The sequence below is a fragment of the Actinosynnema sp. NPDC053489 genome (assembly GCF_044544865.1).
GTDB lineage: Bacteria > Actinomycetota > Actinomycetes > Mycobacteriales > Pseudonocardiaceae > Actinosynnema.
Map to the genome: position 1 here is coordinate 262,368 of NZ_JBITXT010000004.1, position 18,038 is coordinate 280,405.

Genomic DNA, 18,038 nt, shown 5'->3' on the forward strand with positions numbered 1-18,038 from the left:
TGACATACCCGCTGACACGGCTTTGCACGCCCGATGACACGTCCGCCCCGGACCGTCCACCCCGAACAGAGGGAGGACGACATGGACTACGCCTTCGAGGCGGAAGGACTGGTCAAGCGGTACGGGAAGACGACCGCGCTGGCCGGGGTGGACCTGGCCGCGCGGCCGGGCACGGTGCTGGGGGTGCTCGGGCCGAACGGCGCGGGCAAGACCACCGCGGTGCGCATCCTGGCCACGCTGCTCCGACCGGACGCCGGGAGGGCCGCCGTCGGCGGTCTCGACGTCGTGTCGGACGCGGCGCGGGTGCGCGGGATGATCGGGCTCACGGGGCAGTACGCCTCGGTGGACGAGGACCTGACCGGCGTGCAGAACCTGGTGCTGATCGGGCAGCTGCTCAACCTGCGCGGCCCGCAGGCCAGGGCGCGGGCCGCCGAGCTGCTGCGCGACTTCGAGCTGACCGAGGCGGGCGGGCGGCAGGTCAAGACCTACTCCGGCGGCATGCGCCGCAGGCTGGACCTGGCCGCGAGCCTGGTCGGCCGACCGGACGTGATCTTCCTGGACGAGCCGACGACCGGGCTCGACCCCGCCAAGCGGGACGACATCTGGACGGTCGTGCGCACGCTCGTGGCCGACGGCGCGACCGTGCTGCTGACCACGCAGTACCTGGAGGAGGCGGACGCGCTGGCCGACGAGATCTCGGTCATCGACCACGGCCGGGTGATCGCGCACGGCACGCCGGCGTCGCTCAAGCGGATCGTCGGCGGGCAGACGGTGCTGGTGCGGCCGACCGACCCGGCCCGGCTGGCGGAGGCCGCCGCGGTGCTCGCCGAGGTCTCCGGGCACCAGCCGGAGTCGACCGGGCGCGGCGTGGTGACCGTGCCGGTGGACGGCGACGCGGCGTTCACCGAGGTGGTGCGGCGGCTGGACCAGCGGCGGATCGCGGTGACCGAGCTGTCGCTGCGCCTGCCGAGCCTGGACGAGGTGTTCTTCACGTTGACCGGCAAGCACACGGAGGTGGCGGCATGACCGCGGTGGCGGTTCCACCGGTGGCGGCGCAGGATGCGGCACGGCGGCCGTTCGCGCTGGCCCGGCACAGCCTGGCGCTGGCGCGGCGCAGCCTGATCAAGACCATGCGCTCGCCCGAGCAGCTGCTGGACGTGACGTTGCAGCCGGTGATCTTCGTGGTGCTGTTCGTCTACCTGCTGGGCGGCGCGGTGTCCGGGTCGACGCACGACTACCTGCAACTGCTGCTGCCCGCGATCATGGTGCAGACGACCATGTTCGGCGGGATGGCCACGGGCGTGAACCTCAACACCGACATCGGCAAGGGCGTGTTCGACCGGTTCCGCAGCCTGCCGATCGGCCGGTCCGCGCCGCTGCTCGGCTCGGTGCTCGGCGACCTGATCCGCTACGTCGTGGCGGTGGTGTCGCTGCTGCTGTTCGGCACGCTGATGGGCTTCCGGGTGGAGACGGGCCCGGTGCCCGCGCTGGCCGCGTGCCTGCTGGTGATCCTGTTCGCGTTCAGCCTGAGCTGGGCGTTCGTGCTGGTGGGGATGCTGGCCCGGCAGCCGGGCGCGGTGCAGGGCATCGGGTTCCTGGCCCTGTTCCCGCTGACGTTCGGCACCAGCATGATCGCGCCGGCGGAGACGCTGCCGGGGTGGCTGCGCTCGTGGGTCGAGGTCAACCCCGTCACCCACGTCATGGACGCCTCGCGCGGCCTCATGGTCGGCGGGCCGGTGGCCGGGCCGGTGGGGTGGACGCTGGCCTGGTCGGCGCTGTTCGTGGCGGTGTTCGCGCCGCTGGCCGTGCGCGCCTACCGGCGTCGCGCCTGATCGGAGTCCCAGTGCCGCTCCAGGGCGACGAGGTACTGGTGGGCGACCTGCATCGGGGCGGAGCGCAGCCGGAACCGGACCCGGCGGCGCTCCCCCGGTTCGGCCGTCACCAGGCCCACGTCGGCCAGGAGCGCGAGGTGCTTGGCGATCGCCTGCCTGCTGACGTGCAGGCGATCGGTCAGGTCCGTGGCGGTGGCCGGTCCGCCCGACGCGAGCGCGGCCAGGATGGCGCGCCGCGTCGGGTCGGCCAGCGCCGTGAACACCTGCTCGGCGACGGCTTCGTCGTCAGGTTCCACGGACGTGGTCGGCCAGCCGGCCCAGCTCGTCCGCCCAGCCCCGGCTGTGGGTGTCGTGCGCCTCGGGGTGGGCGTCGTCGGGCAGTTGGGCGAACCCGGTCTCGGTGACCGTCAGCAGGGTGCCCGTGCCGACCGCTTCCAGCGTGAACTCGACGTAGGTGCGGCGCGGGTCGTCCTCGGGCAGGCCGAACACCGGCCACGTGAAGCCGAACACCGCCGGTTCCTCCACCCGCTCCACCCGCATCGCGACCGTGCGGCCGTCGTGCCAGCTCACCCGCGCGGCGCCGCCCGGCCGCAGGTCGACCACGGCCTCGTCGCCGAACCACGCGCCAAGCCCCTCGGAGGTGGTCAGCGCCGCCCACACGACCTCCGGGGGTTGGTCGACCCGGACGGCCCGCTCGATCCGATCGGGAAACGCCACGTGAACCCCCCATGAAGCAGCAACCGGCCAGTTGCACGTTATGGCAACCCCCAGGTTGCGTCAATAGCCGCGGGGGACGGCCCGGTCCGGTTGGCCGAAGGCCCGCACCAGCGCGATGGCGTCCGCCCGGTCGAGGGCCACGCCGGTCGCGTGGGCCAGGTCGTAGGCCGCGTCGCCCACGTCGGCGCGCAGCCGGTCGACCAGCCGAGCCACGTCGGGGTTGCGCCCGTCGGGCGCGCCCCGGAGCTGTTCGGCCGCGCCCAGCGCGCGCGCCGCGTCGGTCGGGTTGCCGAAGTGCGCGTGCACGGCCGCGGCGGCGACCGCGACCCGGGCCAGCACCGGCATGTCCTTGGCCGACATCGCGTGCTCGCGGGCCGCGACCACCTCGGCCACGGCCGCCTCCCGGTCACCGCGCTCCACGGCCAGGTGGGCGTGCGAGAGCCGGATCCGCGCCAGGAACTGGGGCACGACCAGCGGCTCGTCGGCGATCGCCACGGAGGCGGCGTCGTAGTGCCGCCGGGCCTCGGCCAGGTCGCCCCCGTACCTCGCCAGGTCGCCCAGCACGATCCGCGCGTAGGCCACCCCGCGGGCCGACCGCGGCCGGGACCTCGGCTCGCTGAGCGCCAGGCAGTCCGCGCGGGCCCGCTCGAAGTCGCCCAACTGCACGTGCGCGGTGGCCAGCAGGATGCGCTCGTGCGCCGCCTCGTCCTCCGGGTCCAGCTCGGCGAGCAGCCCGATCGACTCCTCCAGCGCCGCGACCGCCCGGTCCGGCTCGCCGAACGACAGGTGCGCCTCGGCAGCCCCGCTCAACGCCTGCGCCAGCGCGAACCGGTCCCCCACCTCGCGCAAGCCGGTGATCGCGGTCGTGACGTCCTCCCGCGCGCCGCGCAGGTCGCCCTCGTTCTCCCGGGCCGCGCCGCGCACCATCCACAGCACCGACCGCGTCCACGGGTCCGGCACGTCCAGCCGCGCGTCGATCGCCGCCAGCGCCCGCTCGGAGTCGTCGAGGAACAGCCCCAGCACCGGCTCCAGCAGCACGAGCACCGGGTGCTCGCCGGTGGCCTCGGCGGCGAGCGCGGCGAGGCCGGCGATGTGGTCGTCCAGGCTGCCCGCTCCGCCCGCGACCGCGTTGTTGACCAGCACGAACGCCGACACGACCTGCCGGGCCGTCACGGGCGCCGGCCCCGGCGCGGCCAGTGCCAGCCGCAGCCACGGCAGCGACTCGGCCCGGTTGCCGCGCATGGTCCAGAACATGCTCATCGCGGCGGCCAGCCGCACGGCCGTGTCCGCGTCACCGCTGTCGGCGGCGAAGTGCAGGGCGGCGAGCAGGTTGTCCCGCTCGGCTTCCAGCCGGGCGATCCACGTGAGCTGCTCCTTGCCGCGCAGGTGCGGCTCGGCGGTCTCGGCCAGGTCCCGGAAGTACTCGGCGTGCTCGGCCCGCGCGGCGGCCACCCGGCCGCCCTCGGCGAGCCGCTCCAGGCAGAACTCGCGGATCGTCTCCAGCATCCGGTAGCGGGCGTCGTCGACGACCTGCACCAGCGACTTGTCGACCAGGGCCGCGAGCAGGTCGAACGCGCGGTCGCCCGCGAGCCGCTCGGCGGCCTCCAGGTCGAAGCCCGCCGGGAACACCGCGAGCCGCTCGGCGAAGTCGCGCTCGGGCTCCGACAGCAGGTCCCAGCTCCACGCCACCACCGCGCGCAACGTCCGGTGCCGGGGCAGCGCGGTGCGGCTGCCGCCGGTGAGCAGGCGGAACCGGTCGTCCAGCCGGGCCGCGAGCTGCTCGACCGACAGCGACCGCAGCCGGGCCGCGGCCAGTTCGATCGCCAGCGGCAGCCCGTCCAACCGGCGGCACACCTCGGCGACCGCAGCGGCGTTCTCCGGCGTCACGGCGAACCCGGGCCGCACGGCCGCCGCGCGTTCGGCGAGCAGCCGCACGGCCGCGTCGCCGTCCAGCGGCGGCACGGGGCTGACCACCTCGCCGAACACGCCGAGCGGCTCCCGGCTGGTCGCCAGCACGCGCAGCCGCGCGCACCGGCCCAGCAGCTCCTCGGTGAACCGGGCCGCCGCCTCGACCACGTGTTCACAGTTGTCCAGCACGATGACGGCCTCGGTGCGCGACAGCACGTCCACGAGCCGGGTCATCGGATCTGTGGCGGCCAGCGGCCGGTCCACGCTGCGCTGGTCGCGCAGCCCGAGCGCGCCGAGCACGGCCGGTGCGACGTCGTCCGGGTCGGTCACCGGCGCCAGCTCCACCAGCCACACGCCGCCGGGCAGCCGGGCGGCGACCGTGGTGGCCAGCCGCGTCTTGCCCGTGCCGCCGGGTCCCACCAGCGTGACCAGCCGGTGCTCCGCGAGCTGCCCGGCGACCCGCTCCACGTCGGCGGAGCGGCCGACGAGGCTGGTCAGCGGCATCCGCAGGGTGCCGGCGCGCGGTCGGTCGGCGGGCTCCGCGTGCTCGGCGCGCAGGATCTCCCGGTGCGTCTCGCGCAGCTCGGGACCGGGGTCCGCGCCCAGCTCCTCGGCGAACCGGCGGCGGACGACCTCGTAGGCGGCCAGGGCCTCCGCCGGGCGGCCGGCCGCGACCAGGGCCCGCAGCAGCAGCGCCTGCAGCCGTTCGCGCAACGGGTGGCGCGCGGCGAGGTCGGCCAGGTCGGCGACCAGGTGCTCCGCCCGGCCGCACGCCAGGTCGGCCGCCGCCCGGTCCTCCACGACGGTCAGCCTGGTCTCGTCCAGCGCGGCGGCGTACCCGACCGCGAACGGCGCCCCCGCCGCGTCGACCAGCGCCGGGCCGCGCCACAGCGCCAGGGCGTCGGCCGCCAGCCGCGCGGCGCCGGCCGGGTCGCCCGCCGCCAGCGCGGACCTCGCCCCGCGGGCCAGCCGGTCGAACCGCAGCGCGTCGACCGCGTCGGCGGGCAGGTCGAGCCGGTAGCCGGCGTGCGCGGATCGCAGCACGTCGGCGGGCAGGGCGCGGCGCAGCCGGGACACCAGCGACCGCACCGCGGCCACCTCGTCGGCCGGCCGGTCCTCCGGCCACAGCGCGTCGGCCAGCTCCTCGGTGGTGACGACCCGGCCCGCGGCCACCGCCAGGCGCACGAGCAGTGCTCGGACCCGTGCCCCGCCGATCTCGACCGCCGCGCCGCCCGCCGTCACCTCCAGCGGCCCCAACACCCCCACCAGCATGCGATCACTGTGCCACGGAGGCCGGACGGAGGCGCAGGCCACCGGCCGGGCGGGCGGTCGTGACCGGTCATCCCGCCCGAAGATGTCCACTGCGACGAAAAACTTCCACGACTCACCGCAATAATGCGGATAACGCTCGGACATCCGACCATTCGTAACGTAACAATGTCAGGCGTGCGCTAACGAATGCCCCGACCAACCGATATCGCCGCTATGGACGAGGATTCCACTCCGGCGCCGCGGGTCACCGCGCCCGAACGCCGGATGACGGCGTCCGAACGCAGGAGCCGCGCCGTCGCAGACCGAGCAACCACCTGGGGTGCCGGATGAACAGCCGAATGGTCGAACTCGAAGCCGTGCTGGCCCGGTCCGCGCCGGACCGGCAGGCGGCCCGCCGCCTCGCGGTGGACCTGGCGCGCTCGCTGGACGCGCTCAGCGCCCGCCGCGACGTGGACCGCCTGCTGCGCTGCGCCTCGGGGCTGACGCGCATCGGGTCGGCCGACGCCGCGGACGCGCTGCTGATCGCCATGCTCGCGCTGGTCGACCCGACCGGGCCGGAGGCGTCACGGGTGCGCGACCAGCAGGCCCTGGCGTCGGTGGCCCGGGGTCGGCGCGAGCCGGGCACGACCGCGCCGCGCCAGGTGCGCCGCAGGCCGCCCGGCACCGCGTTCGGCCGCGGCGCGACGTTGCGCCAGGTGGTGGGCGACTTCCTCGACCCGGCGCCCGCCGCGGTGGCCGACCCGGTCGCGGTCGGCTCGGTGGCCGTCGCCGCGGAGAAGCCGAGCGAGACGGGCGCGCTGGAACTGGCGTTACAGCGCAACGCGGCGGTGCTGGGCTCCAACCACCCGCAGACGTGCGTGCTGCGGCTGAACCTGATGTGCGCCCGGTTCCGCATCGCCCGCGACCACGGCGACGCCGAGGAGGTCGCCGAGTCGCTGGGCGACCTGCGCGACGCGACCGACCGGGCGTTGAACGCGCTGGGCACGCACCACCCGCGGTCCCTGGTGGCCCAGGCGAACCTCGCGTCGGCGGAGTTCGAGCTGGCCAGGGTGCGCCGGTCCGCCGAACGGGCCCGGCTCGCGCTGCCGAGCCTGCGCTCGGCGGCCGACCGCACGGCCACCCGGCTCGGCGCGAACCACCCGCACGCGGTGATCGCGACCGCGAACCTCGCGTCGGCCGAGCTGGAGCTGGCCCACCTCGACGGCACCCGCCCCCGGGCGCAGCGGCTGCTGGACGTCGTGCGCGACGCCTCGATGCGCGCGGTGTCGGTCCTGGGCCCGGACCACCCGGCCGTCGTCGCGCTGGACGAGCAGCGGCGGGCGTGCGAGGCGCTGGTGTCCGGGGCGGGGCCCGACCCGTCGTTCGAGCGCGGCTACGCCTCGTTCGCCGACGCCGGCCGCTCGCTGGCCACGGCCAAGCCCGGCGCGCCCGCGGTGCGGCAGAGCGTGCCGGCGCCCGAGTGGCCGCCGGGCACCCTGCTGGCGCGGCTGCGCGAGAACAGCAGGCAGGAGCTGCTGTCGCTGGGCACCACGGTCCGCTACGCGGCCGACCGCGAGATCATCGTCCAGGACGCCACCGACACCCACGTGTTCCTGCTGCTCGACGGCGTGGTGAAGGTCCTGGTCAACGACGAGAGCGGGGACACCGCCGTGCTCACCGTGCGGGTCGCGGGCGACCTGGTAGGCGAGCTGGCCGCGCTGGACCACAAGCCGCGGTCGGCGACCGTCGTCACGTGCGGCGACGTCACCGCGAAGCTGATCACGAGCGCCGAGCTGCACGGGTTCCTGCACCGCCGCAACGACGGGTTCGTGGAGCTGATCGGCGTGATCGACGACCAGCTGCGGTGGGCCAACCGGCGGCGGCGCGACTTCCTGTCCCACACCGCCGCCGAGCGGGTGGCCCGGGTGCTGGCCGAGCTGGTCGGCGCGCACGGCAGGCAGGAGGTCGGCGGCTGGGTGCTCGGCATCCCGCTGACCAAGGTGGAGCTGGCCTCGATCGCCGGGATGAAGCCGCGCACCGCCGAGAAGGCGTTCGCCGACCTGCGCAAGGCCGGCGTGGTGGTCAGCCACCTGCGCCGCGACGTCGTGGTGCCCGACCTGGAGGGTTTGCGCCGATTCGCCCGGATGTGACGCCTAGCGGGCGAACCAGCCGTCGACCAGCGGGTTGCGGAAGGTGCGGTCGGGGTCGAGCCGGTCGCGCAGCTCGGCGAACCGCGCCCAGCCCGGGTAGCGCTCGCCCGGGTCGGCCAGCTCGAACACCTTGCCCCAGTGCGGGCGCGGGCGCCACGGGCTCAACGCGGCCTCGACCTTGCGCAGCACCGCGCGCACGGCCGCGTCGTCCGGCTGCCAGGTGAAGTGGAACGCCACGCTGGACCGGTCGTGCACCGGGCTGAGCCACTGGGCGTCGGCGGCGATCGTGCGGACCTCGGAGGTCAGCAGCACGGGCGTGATCACGTCGGCCAGCCCGTTGAGCGCGGTCAACGCGTCGGCGGCGTGCTCGCGGGCCACGAAGTACTCCGACTGCAGCTCGCGGCCGACGCTGGGGGTGAAGTCGGCGCGGAAGTGCGGCAGCCGCTCGTGCCACGGGCCGGGGACGCCCAGCTGGGCCGTGCAGTGCCGGGTGGGCTGGCCGGGCACCGGGTGCACCGGCTCGGTGGCCGGGCGCGCGCCCGTCCACGTCAGGTCGTGGAGGGGGTCGGTGGTGCGGCGCTTGGTGAACACGTTCGCCACCCCCCGCCACGTGGGGAACGCGCTGACGCTGTACGCGCTGGAGAACACCGCGGCCACGTTGTCGACCAGGGCGTCGAACGGCATGTCCACGTAGACGCGCTGCTCGACGTCGAAGGTCGGCACGACGTCCAGCTCGACGGCCACCACCACGCCGAGCGAGCCCAGCGCCACCACCGCGCCGTCGAACCCGTCGTCACCCCGGCCCAGGGTCAGCAGGGACCCGTCGGCCGTGACGAGGTCCAGCGAGCGGACCAGGCTCGCCAGGGAGGGGATGTCGTCGCCCGAGCCGTGGGTCGCCGTGGCGCACGCGCCGATGATCGTGATGTGCGGCAGCGACGGCATCGCGGGCAGCGCGAGCCCGGCGGCGTGCAACCGGTCGGCCAGCCGCGCCAGCCGCGTCCCGGCGCCGACCCGCACCGACCCGTCCCGGACCTCGAAGACCTCCGGCATCAGGTCGAGGTCGATCAGCGTGCCGGCGGTGTCGGCGATCGTGCTGAACGAGTGCCCCGCCCCGACCACGCGCGCCGACCCGGCGGCCCGGACCACGTCGCGCAGCTCGTCGACGGACTTGGGGTGCGCGGTCCGCGCGGCGGAGAACGTGAAGTTTCCTGCCCAGTTGGTGGTCACCGGGCCGATTCTGCCCCATCCCCGAAGGCGGCCGACGTGCCCGCGCGCCGGGTGGAACGGATGGGGCGCGCCCGCCGTCCCACGCCGGGAGGTGCCGGATGCTGCGGTACGTGATGGTGGTGGGTGCGCTGTGCGCCGGGTGCGCGCCGTTCCTGCCGGGTGGGGTGCCACGACCGGAGCCGGACGCCACGGTGATCGTGGCGGCGGTCGGCGTCGTGCTCGCGGCGCTGGTCGCGGTGCTCGGGGGGCGGGCGGCGCGCGTGGTCGCCGCGGTGGTGGCGACCGGGCTCGCCGGGGCCGCGTGGTGGTTACTGGTCTCGGACCTCGTCATCGGGTTGACGGGCCACGACCTGCCGGTGCTGGCGGTGGGGTCGGCCGCGGTGGCGGTGGGGGCGGTCGGTCGGGCCGTTCCCGCGTCGGGGGGCGCCGAGGAGGCGGGTGCGCGCGCGACCGGGTGGCGGTTGCGGCCGGTCGGGGTCCTGCCGGTCGTCGCGGTGGTCGTGGCGGCGGTGCTCGCGCCGGCGGCGGCCGAGGCGGTGGTCGTGCGGTCGCAGACCCGGGACGCCCGGGACTTCGCGCCGCCGCCCGTCGTGGAGCGGCCAGGTGAGAGGCAGTGGTCCTGGCAGCCGCCGGGCGACGTGGTGGACGTCGTGCCCGTGCTGCACGGTGTCGCGGTGGCCACCCGGGACGGCGCCGTGACCGCGGTGAACGGCCTCGACGGTCGGCAGCAGTGGCGGTACGCGCGGCCCGGCGCGGCGGTCGGCGCGGTGGTGGCGTCGCCGGACCGGCGGGTGGTGGCGGTGTCGTTCCGGTCCGTGCGCGACACGCGGGCGCAGGAGGTCGTGGTGCTCGACGCCGACACCGGGACGCCCCGGTTCGAGGTGGTCCTGCGGTCCGTGCTGGTGGAGACCGGCCAGCTGAGGCCCGGCGCGCACGTGCTGGCGGTGCGCGACCGCGAGGAGGTCACCGGGTACGACCTCGGCGACGGCACGCGGCGGTGGCGGTGGTCGCCCCCGACCGGCTGCACGGCGTGGTCCGGGACCGTGGCGTGGGGCCGCACGACGGTGCTGCTGCCGGTGGAGTGCCCGGACACGCTGGGCGTCACCGCCCTGGACGAGGCGACCGGCGAGGAGCGGTGGCGGCACGAGGTCCGGCGCACCGACTCGAACGGCGAGCGGCAGGACGTCCGGTTGGGCACGACGTCGGACGGCGCCGTCGTGCTCCTGCAGACCTTCGGCGGGATCGAGAGCCCCGGCTCGGAGCCGGACGGCCTGCTCGACGCCGACACGGGCCGGCTGCTGAGCCGGCCGGGCCGACCGTGGACCGTGCGCGTCGACGCCGGCGCCACGCCGCTGGTCGAGGAGGACGAGGGCGGTCGGCTCACCGGGCTGCTGGCGCTCGACCCGGCCACCGGCACGACCACGCGCCTGCCGGTCGAGGACTGCCCGGCGCGCACGGCCGACGTCACGACCGCGACCACCTACCTGCGCGCGTGCGCCGACAACGGCCGCGAGCTGACCGTGGTGGCGCAGCCGCTGGACGGCTCGCCGCCGACGTCCACGCCGGTGCGCCTGGACGGCTCGGGCTCGACGGGGCGTTCCGACGTCCGCCTCGTGGCCGCGCCGGGCGCGATCGTGGTCACCCGCACGGTGTTCGGCGGCACGCCCGCGCCCGTGGTGGGCCTGCTCGGCTGAGCGGGGGCGGGCCGCCCCGCCCCCGCTTTTCCCGATTGTCCCCCGACGCGCCCCCGCGCATTCCGGGACATTTCCGGAAATGGCGCCGATCGCGTCCGGAATGGCACGGTCCGCACCCCCGCCTCCCCCGGTCACCGCTTCCCGTCGGTGAGCGTAGGGCAGGTCACCGGCCTGGAGGCGGCCCGGCGGCCAGTTCACTCTTCCCGGTCAACTCACCGGGACGCAGTTGACAGGACTTGACGAGTGGGACAGCGTCGAGGACCGATTGGAGCGGACGCCGTCCATTCGGCGATGCCTCCGAAAGCGGACGACACAAGACGGGGCTCATCTGGTGCGCACACTCGTCGTGGGACTGGGCCGAGCCGGCGCGGACGTGCACCTGCCGGTGCTCGCCAGGGCGCGGACCTCGGTCCGCCGGCTGTTCGACGACCGACCGGTCGTGGCGTGCGACCCGCGGCGGCCGCCCGTCGAGCGGCCGGGGCTGGTCGTGGTGGGCAGCCTCGCCGAGGCCTCGGCGCTGCTCGACCCGGCCGACACGGTGGCGCACGTGTGCACCCCGCTCTCCACCCGCGTGGCCGTGCTGGCCGAGCTGGCCGAGCGGGGGTTCCGCAACGTGATCGCGGAGGAGCCGCTGGCCGCCGACGCCGACGACCTGGCCCGGGTGATCAGGCTGCGCCGCAGGCACGGGCTGCGGATCGCCGTGGTGGAGCCGTGGCAGACCAGCTCGCTGACCGCACGGCTGCTGGACCTGGTGCGCGGCGGCGCGCTCGGCGAGCCGAAGTCGATCTCGGTCGTGCAGGACATGCCGTACTTCCGCCGCTCGCTGACCGGGCGCGGCGACCGCACGGCGTTCGACGTGGAGCTGCCGCACGGCGTCGGCCTGGCGCTGCGGCTGGCGGGCAGCGCGCGGGTCACGCACGCGGCCGGGTCGGACCTCGTGGTGGGCGACGTGGTCGTGCCGCGGATGGGCGGGGCGAGGATCGGGTTGCGGCACAACAGCGGCGTGCGCACCGAGATCGGCTCCGACCTCACCTCGCCGGTGCGGCAACGCCGGATCGCGGTGCGGTTCGAGCGGGGCGACGCGGTGGGCCACTTCGCGGTGGGCGAGGACGACGACCACTCGCAGCTCACCGTGACCGTCGCCGGGCGGCGGGAGCACGAGGTGCTGCCCGACGACGCGTTCACCGAGTGGGTGTTGCGCGCCTACCGGCTCTTCGACGCGCCGGGCGACCAGCACGCGCGCGGGTTCGCGTTCGCCACGGACGTGGTGCAGCTGCTGTCGGTGGCCAAGAACATCTGCGCCGAGCCCGTGATCCCGGCGGCGCGCGGTGCGGCGACGGCCCGCCCGGTGGCCGCGCATGCCCGCTGAGCCGGTGCTGGCGGGCGTCACCGACGAGGCCGCGCCGGACCTGGCGGGCCAGTTGGCGGTGCTGGCGGACCTGGGCTGGTCGCACGTCGAGCTGAGCACCGTGGCCGGGCGCGCGGTCGCGGACCTGGACGACGGCGGGTTCACCTCGGTGGCCGGGGAGCTGGCCGCGCGCGGGGTGCGGGTGGTGGGCATGGCGTCCCGGATCGGTGGGTGGGCGAGGCCGATCAGCGGGCCGTTCGGGGACGACCTGGCCGAGCTGGACGTGCTGCTGCGCCGGTGCGCGGTGCTGGGCGCCCGGTTCGTGCGGATCGGGTCGTACCCGAACGCGGGGCTGTCCGCGCGGCGGTGGCGCGACCGGGTGGTCGGGCGGGTGTCGGTGCTGGCGGAGCTGGCCGAGGCGGCGGGTGTCGTGCTGGTGCACGAGAACCGCTCCGGTTGGGTGGGCGGGAGCGCCGAGCGCGCGTTGGACCTGCTCGACGCGGTGGGCAGCCCGGCGCTGAAGCTGCTGTTCGACACCGGCGACGGCGTGGCGCGCGGTTACGACGGGTACGCGTTGCTGCGCGAGGTCGTCGCGCACGTCGCGCACGTGCACGTGCGGGACGCGGCGGGCAGCCGCCCCGTGCCGCCCGGGTCGGGCGACGCGCGGGTGGCCGACTGCGTGCGGTTGTTGCGCGCCAACGGTTACCGGGGCGCGTGGTCGTTGGTCCCGCGCGGGGCGCGCCCGGCCGATCCCGCCTTCCTGGCCGCCGGGCGGGCGCTGGCCGCGCTGGTGCGCTGACCGGGCCGACCCGTCCCCGACCCCCGGGGAACGGGGGTCGAGGACGGGCGTCCGACGCGGAAGGGCTCAGCCCCAGATCGACGCGGCCCACTCCGGGTGGTCGATGAACGGGTTGCGGTTGTGCTGGAAGTTGTCGTAGATCACCTGGTTGCGGCGCTTCTCGAACGCGTCCGGCGGGTCCTGGGCGTTCCACTGCAGCAGCACGGACAGCTTGCCGTGGTACGGGGCGGTGCCGTTGCCGACGCTGTTGTTCAGCTCCAGGTCCGGGTAGCCGTCGCCGCCCTCGTACCGGACGGCCATGTAGAACAGCATCCGGGCCACGTCGCCCTTCACCGCGTTGCGCGGCTCCCACGAGTCGGCGTCGGTGTAGTTGCCCGGTGCCTCGCCGACGGGCGAGCCGCCCAGGTCGAAGTCCTTGTTGCCGCGCTCGGCGTTGACCGACACGTCGGTGGGCCGCAGGTGGTGCACGTCGGTGCCCGGACCGGTGGCGGTGCCGAAGTCGCCGTGGGACTTGGCCCAGACGTGCTCGCGGTTCCAGTCGTCGGGGTTGCCGCCGCTGGTGGCCTTGCTCTGCGAGCGGCCGGTGTAGAGCAGGATCACGTTGGCGCTGTTGTTCGGGTCCTGGTCGGTGACCTTCAGCGCGTCCCACACCTGGTCGTAGGTCAGCTTGGTGTTGGTCCGGATGATCCCGTTCAGCGCCGTCTTGAGCGACGCCCCGGTCTTGCCGAGCGCGTTGCGGTAGTACGTGTCGTCGTAGTCGCCGCCGGGCGTCGAGGTGACGGTGGGCCCGGCCGTCGTGGTGGTGGTCGTCGTGGGGGCGGTGCCCGCGTTGGCGAACGCGGTCGGCGAGGTCAGGCCGGGGTGCGAGAAGTACGCGGTCAGCGGGCCGGTGACGTCGATCTGCCTGCCCAGCAGGCCCGGGTTGGTGCGCAGGCCCCACTGCGCCCGGAACGCGGACGTGATCTGCACGTACAGCATCTGGCCGGTGCCGGTCTGGGACGGCGAGTCGGCCAGCGCCAGCGCGTAGTCGGACGGGAAGTTGGACCGCACCACGGTGGTGGTGGCGGTCGGCTGGCCGACGACGTAGCCGCGCACGGTGGCGGACGCGCCGTTCTGCTGCCCGATCGCCTGGGCGACGGTGAGCGGCGTGGCGCCGGAGGCGGCGGTGGGGATCAGCAGGGCCGCGGCGACAGCGACGACGGCCACGACGACGGCGAGCGGGTGCAGCAGGGATCGTGTTCGCACGATGGGGTGTCTCCTCCCGTGTGCGGCGGCGCAGGGTGGCCGCACGCTGGCAGGATCGCACGAAAGATCACACTTCAGAGTGAATGATCACCGAACTTTCGTCGCGCGACGGCCCCAGACCGCGATCGCGGGCATCGGGATCTCCAACCCGCCGCGCCCGTCGGCGAACCGCGCCGCCGTCTCCCGCACCCGCTGCTCGATCTTCTCGCGGTCGGCCTCGCCCTGGCCGTCGAGCAGCGCGCCGGTGCGCACGGTGGCCTGCCGGTACGCCGGGAACAGCTCGTCCACGCCCCCCAGGCGCCACCGCAGCGGCAGTACCTCGGCCCCGGTCTCGCCGAACCCGGCCCCGGCCAGCGACGCGCGGCAGTTGTCCGGGTCGCTGTAGTGGTAGAAGTCGGGCCCCTCGGGCAGCTCCACCGGCTCGCCGAACTCCATGATCGCGTCGGACAGCAGCGAGAACCCCACCGCCTCCTCCGGCGACGCCCACACCGTGAAGCCGAACGCCCCGCCGGGCGCGGTGACGCGGAACGCCTCGCGGAGCGCGCGCTCGGGGTCGCTCAGGTGCAGCAGGCCGAAGTTCATCACCACCCGGTCGAACGAGCCGTCGGCGAACGGCAGGTCCACCGCGTCGCCCTCGCGGAACTCGACGTCGGGGAACAGTTCCCGCGCTTTCCCGACCATCTGCGCCGAGAAGTCCACCCCGACCGCCCGCGCCCCTCTCCGGGAGGCTTCGCCCGCCACGTACCCCGGACCGGTCGCGATGTCGAGCACCCGCGTCCCGGGTTCGACGCCGATCGCGTCGAGCAGCCCAGAACCGGCCGAACCGGTCAACTCGCCCCAGGACCGGTGATATCTGTCGACGACCCGCTGCCAGCGCGACAACTCGAAGGCGCGGAAATCCTCCCCGCCTCGCGACGACCCCCCGGACAACGTGCCTCCCCCGTGCGCGCCCGACCATTGCGACCGCCGATCAGCCGGAACGGCCACCGGTGCGACGACGGGATGCTAGCCCACCGCGCAAGCGGGCCCCGGAGCGCCGTCGAGGCCCTGAACAGCGCATACGCACCACATCGGCCGAGCATTGGGACATCCGGGTGAAGTATCGGACCACGACGTGTTTCGCGTTTATTAATTCGGCTTAATCCGCTGGGCCGATTCAGTGAACCTCACCGGCGAAGGCGCGGCGAAGTGCGACCGATCGGCGCATCGAGCGGTCCGATCGGCTGATCGCCCCGCAAAACTACGGTCGCAGTAGTGCGGAAACCGAGGTAATGTCGCCGACCGCGACATCATCCGTTGACTAGGGGGAACCGGTGTCCGTCGTCCCAGGGGAGCCCGCCTGTCCCGCGGATCGGGAACCGGAGGCCGCTCACCCGGAAGTATTTCACGTCGCGGGGAATGTGCTCGCACCGCACGAATCGGATTCGGCCGCCCTCGGCCTGGACGCGGCGGCCCTGGCCCGGCGCGCCGCCGACCTCGCCGTCGGCGACCTGCTGGCGCTCGCGCGGCGCGACCCGGCCGGCCTCGGGTCGTGGCAGTACGTGCTGGAGGCGTACGCGTGCTTCCACGCGGTGCTGGCCTACCGCGTCGCGCACGAGGTGCTGACCGCGCCGGCGACCGACCCGTGGCGGCAGCGGGTGCTGGCGCGCAAGATCTCCGAGGCGGCCAAGGTGCGCACGGGGGTGGAGATCCACCCGGGTGCGACCATCGGCCCCCGGTTCATCGTCGACCACGGCATGGGGACCGTCATCGGCGAGGACGTCACGATCGGCGCGGACTGCTACGTCCTGCAGGGCGTGGTGCTGGGCGCGCTGGGCATCGCCGACAACGCGGCGGGCAGGCGGCACCCCACGCTCGGCGACCGGGTGCAGGTCGGCGGGTTCGCGCGCGTGCTCGGGCCGGTCACGGTCGGCGACGACGTCATGATCGGCAGCCACGCCCTGGTGCGCTCGGACGTGCCGGCGGGCGCGCAGGTGGCCGTGCTGCACCAGTACCAGATGGTCGCCGGGCCCCGGCCGATCACCGTCTACGGCGTCGAAGGGCTCGGCGAGTACCGCTTCCGGTTGCACGGCAACGACCTCGACCGCCCCGGCCTGGAGGTGCAGCTGCTCGGCCCGACGCACCTGCCGCTGGCGGCGGGCGACTGGTCGGTGCTGCAGAACAACGCCAAGTGCCTGACGTTCCAGATCTCGCCGCGGGCGCGCGGCCTGCGCTCGGTGGCGCACATCCGGGTCCGCCACGGCGGCTCGGAGGTGACGGTCGGCATCCCGCTGGCCCGCAAGTCGCGGGTGGCCCCGCTGCCGCGCACCGCCGCCGGCTGAGACCTCCCCGGCCGAGACCTCCCCGGCCGAGACCACGCCGCGGTGGAGACCGCCGCACGGACAGCACACCTCTCGAACCAGTCTGGAGATCCCGCTCCATGTCCGCTCCCGAGATCGAGGCGCGGCGGCCCGCCGCCGCGCCGCCCGGTCGTCCCCGCCGGCAGACGGTGCTGCTGGCGGTGAGCTTCACCGCCGTCGTGCTGATCTGGGGCTCGACCTGGATCGCGATCAAGCTCGCGGTCGCCGATCTGCCGCCGCTCACCGCGTCGGGGCTGCGGTTCGTGGTCGCCGCGCCGGTGTTCATCGCCGCGTGCCGCGCGCTGCGCAACCCGCTGCGCTACCCGAGCGGCATGGGCTGGTTCTTCGCGTTCATGGTCGCCTGCTACTTCACCGTGCCGTTCTTCCTGTTCAACTACGGCGAGCTGTACGTGTCGTCCGGCCTGGCGTCGATCTGCGTGTCGTCGGTGTCGATCCTGATGATCGTGTTCAGCGTGCCGATCCTGCGCACGCGCATCACCGCGGCGCAGGCGGGCGCCGTGCTCGTCGCGTTCGCCGCCCTGGGCGCGCTGATCGCGCACTCGCAGGGCGTCGCGGTGACCAACGTGGTCGGCGTCGCCGCCCTGCTGGGCGCGGCGGTGATCCACGCGCTGGCCTACATCATGATCAAGAAGCACGGCGGGAGGATGCCGACGCTGACCCTGAACACCCTGCCGATGGCCGTCGGCGGCGTGCTGCTGACGGGCCTCGGGCTGCTGGTCGAGCGGCCCGGCGCGGACGCCTTCACCACCCGCAGCGTCGGCGCGACGATCTACCTCGGCGTGGTCGCCTCCGCCATCGGGTTCGCGGTGTACTTCTGGCTGATCCAGCGGATGGACACGGTCCTCGTGTCGTTCGCGTTCGTGCTGTTCCCCATCATCGCCCAGTTCCTCGCCGTGCTGGTCGAGGGCGCGTCGTTCGGGTGGGTCGACCTGGTGCTGACGCTGGTGATCCTCGGCGCGTTCGGCGTGACGCAGTGGAACCAGCGCAAGGTGCTGCCACCACCCGCGAACCCCGCCGTCGCGCCCGCGGTCGACGACGACGGCCGGCCGACCGAGGCCGCGCTCGCGGAGGTCTACCGGCACGTGCTGGCCCGCTACCCCGCCGAGGCGTGCGGGTTCGTCCGCGCGAGCGGCGTCACGGACTGCGTGAACGTGATCGAGGACCGGCCGGGGATCTACGAGCGGGAGAGCCGGACCGGCTACGCGTTCGGCGTGGACGACCTGCGCGAGCTGGAGGACTCGTTCGACGGCGACGACCCGGTGCGGGTCATCTACCACTCGCACCCCGACGCGGGCGCGTACTTCAGCGACGAGGACCACCGGTTCGCGGTGTACGAGGGGACGCCGGTGTACCCGGTGCGCCACCTCGTCGTGGACACCTCGCGGGACGAGGTCCTCGGCTCCCGGCTGTTCGACTTCGACCCCGGCCTCGGCCGCTACACCGCGATCGCGACCTTCGGCGCGCCGCGCGAGAAAACCGTCCCCCCGCACGCCGAGCAGGAGTGAGC

General features: G+C 74.7%; 14 protein-coding genes and 1 pseudogene. 8 read left to right on the forward strand and 7 right to left on the reverse strand.

The window, feature by feature from the left end:
• The first annotated feature begins 81 nt into the window (after positions 1 to 81).
• Both ACIGNX_RS10970 and ACIGNX_RS10975 read left to right on the forward strand, forming a co-directional pair.
• Positions 82 to 1,026, forward strand: a complete 945-nt coding sequence (locus ACIGNX_RS10970; RefSeq protein WP_396538651.1) for an ATP-binding cassette domain-containing protein — start codon at positions 82 to 84, stop codon at positions 1,024 to 1,026.
• Positions 1,023 to 1,832, forward strand: coding sequence for an ABC transporter permease (locus ACIGNX_RS10975; RefSeq protein ID WP_396538653.1), 810 nt, complete (start codon positions 1,023 to 1,025; stop codon positions 1,830 to 1,832). The genes ACIGNX_RS10970 and ACIGNX_RS10975 overlap by 4 nt, the downstream gene beginning before the upstream one ends.
• Here the strand turns inward: ACIGNX_RS10975 and ACIGNX_RS10980 are convergent.
• Genes ACIGNX_RS10980 through ACIGNX_RS10990 form a run of 3 tightly spaced genes read right to left on the reverse strand, consistent with a single transcriptional unit; the run spans position 1,814 to position 5,729 of the window.
• Positions 1,814 to 2,128 (reverse strand): ArsR/SmtB family transcription factor, encoded by a 315-nt coding sequence (locus tag ACIGNX_RS10980; protein WP_396538655.1) that lies wholly within the window; start codon positions 2,126 to 2,128, stop codon positions 1,814 to 1,816. The two genes, ACIGNX_RS10975 and ACIGNX_RS10980, sit on opposite strands and share 19 nt — an antisense overlap.
• Positions 2,118 to 2,549 (reverse strand): SRPBCC domain-containing protein, encoded by a 432-nt coding sequence (locus tag ACIGNX_RS10985; protein ID WP_396538657.1) that lies wholly within the window; start codon positions 2,547 to 2,549, stop codon positions 2,118 to 2,120. The genes ACIGNX_RS10980 and ACIGNX_RS10985 overlap by 11 nt, the downstream gene beginning before the upstream one ends.
• A 60-nt stretch (positions 2,550 to 2,609) precedes the next feature.
• Positions 2,610 to 5,729, reverse strand: a complete 3,120-nt coding sequence (locus ACIGNX_RS10990; RefSeq protein ID WP_396538659.1) for a BTAD domain-containing putative transcriptional regulator — start codon at positions 5,727 to 5,729, stop codon at positions 2,610 to 2,612.
• Between the two features lie 326 nt (positions 5,730 to 6,055).
• Between ACIGNX_RS10990 and ACIGNX_RS10995 the strand changes: the two genes are divergently transcribed.
• Entirely contained in the window at positions 6,056 to 7,858 is a 1,803-nt protein-coding gene (locus ACIGNX_RS10995) for a cyclic nucleotide-binding domain-containing protein (protein ID WP_396538661.1), read from the forward strand.
• 3 nt (positions 7,859 to 7,861) lie between these two features.
• On the opposite strand, the gene ACIGNX_RS11000 is transcribed toward ACIGNX_RS10995, so the two are convergent.
• Positions 7,862 to 9,085 (reverse strand): FAD-binding protein, encoded by a 1,224-nt coding sequence (locus ACIGNX_RS11000; RefSeq protein ID WP_396538663.1) that lies wholly within the window; start codon positions 9,083 to 9,085, stop codon positions 7,862 to 7,864.
• 98 nt (positions 9,086 to 9,183) lie between these two features.
• On the opposite strand from ACIGNX_RS11000, the gene ACIGNX_RS11005 reads away from it, so the two are divergent.
• The 3 genes from ACIGNX_RS11005 to ACIGNX_RS11015 all read left to right on the forward strand — a co-directional run bounded on the left by ACIGNX_RS11005 (position 9,184) and on the right by ACIGNX_RS11015 (position 12,926).
• On the forward strand, positions 9,184 to 10,779 hold the full coding sequence (locus tag ACIGNX_RS11005) for a PQQ-binding-like beta-propeller repeat protein (protein ID WP_396538665.1): 1,596 nt from the start codon (positions 9,184 to 9,186) through the stop codon (positions 10,777 to 10,779).
• A 331-nt stretch (positions 10,780 to 11,110) separates the two neighbouring features.
• Positions 11,111 to 12,148, forward strand: a complete 1,038-nt coding sequence (locus ACIGNX_RS11010) for a Gfo/Idh/MocA family oxidoreductase (protein ID WP_396538667.1) — start codon at positions 11,111 to 11,113, stop codon at positions 12,146 to 12,148.
• On the forward strand, positions 12,138 to 12,926 hold the full coding sequence (locus ACIGNX_RS11015) for a sugar phosphate isomerase/epimerase family protein (RefSeq protein ID WP_396538669.1): 789 nt from the start codon (positions 12,138 to 12,140) through the stop codon (positions 12,924 to 12,926). The genes ACIGNX_RS11010 and ACIGNX_RS11015 overlap by 11 nt, the downstream gene beginning before the upstream one ends.
• A 66-nt stretch (positions 12,927 to 12,992) precedes the next feature.
• On the opposite strand, the gene ACIGNX_RS11020 is transcribed toward ACIGNX_RS11015, so the two are convergent.
• From ACIGNX_RS11020 to ACIGNX_RS11030, 3 genes and pseudogenes are all read right to left on the reverse strand, one after another.
• On the reverse strand, positions 12,993 to 13,781 hold the full coding sequence (locus ACIGNX_RS11020; protein WP_396539191.1) for an endonuclease I family protein: 789 nt from the start codon (positions 13,779 to 13,781) through the stop codon (positions 12,993 to 12,995).
• A pseudogene (locus ACIGNX_RS11025) lies at positions 13,773 to 14,216 on the reverse strand (DUF6359 domain-containing protein); the annotation flags it as partial. The pseudogene ACIGNX_RS11025 and the gene ACIGNX_RS11020, both read right to left, overlap by 9 nt.
• A 42-nt stretch (positions 14,217 to 14,258) precedes the next feature.
• Complete coding sequence (locus ACIGNX_RS11030) at positions 14,259 to 15,101, reverse strand: class I SAM-dependent methyltransferase (protein ID WP_396538671.1); 843 nt, start codon at positions 15,099 to 15,101, stop codon at positions 14,259 to 14,261.
• A gap of 470 nt (positions 15,102 to 15,571) precedes the next feature.
• Here ACIGNX_RS11030 and ACIGNX_RS11035 point away from each other — a divergent pair, with 470 nt between their 5' ends.
• Both ACIGNX_RS11035 and ACIGNX_RS11040 read left to right on the forward strand, forming a co-directional pair.
• The gene (locus tag ACIGNX_RS11035) at positions 15,572 to 16,492 is read left to right on the forward strand and encodes a serine O-acetyltransferase (RefSeq protein ID WP_396538673.1); all 921 of its coding nucleotides are present in this window, start codon (positions 15,572 to 15,574) and stop codon (positions 16,490 to 16,492) included.
• A gap of 98 nt (positions 16,493 to 16,590) precedes the next feature.
• Positions 16,591 to 18,036: an EamA family transporter gene (locus ACIGNX_RS11040; RefSeq protein ID WP_396538675.1), complete on the forward strand. Its 1,446-nt coding sequence runs from the start codon at positions 16,591 to 16,593 to the stop codon at positions 18,034 to 18,036.
• The last annotated feature ends 2 nt before the right edge of the window (positions 18,037 to 18,038 follow it).

Excerpts from the sequence above, each read along its gene's own strand:
- ACIGNX_RS10970 (WP_396538651.1), top strand. The coding sequence starts at position 82 with ATGGACTACGCCTTCGAGGCGGAAGGACTGGTCAAGCGGTACGGGAAG.
- ACIGNX_RS10975 (WP_396538653.1), top strand. The coding sequence starts at position 1,023 with ATGACCGCGGTGGCGGTTCCACCGGTGGCGGCGCAGGATGCGGCACGG.
- ACIGNX_RS10990 (WP_396538659.1), bottom strand. The coding sequence starts at position 5,729 with ATGCTGGTGGGGGTGTTGGGGCCGCTGGAGGTGACGGCGGGCGGCGCG.
- ACIGNX_RS10995 (WP_396538661.1), top strand. The coding sequence starts at position 6,056 with ATGAACAGCCGAATGGTCGAACTCGAAGCCGTGCTGGCCCGGTCCGCG.
- ACIGNX_RS11005 (WP_396538665.1), top strand. The coding sequence starts at position 9,184 with ATGCTGCGGTACGTGATGGTGGTGGGTGCGCTGTGCGCCGGGTGCGCG.
- ACIGNX_RS11015 (WP_396538669.1), top strand. The coding sequence starts at position 12,138 with ATGCCCGCTGAGCCGGTGCTGGCGGGCGTCACCGACGAGGCCGCGCCG.
- ACIGNX_RS11040 (WP_396538675.1), top strand. The coding sequence starts at position 16,591 with ATGTCCGCTCCCGAGATCGAGGCGCGGCGGCCCGCCGCCGCGCCGCCC.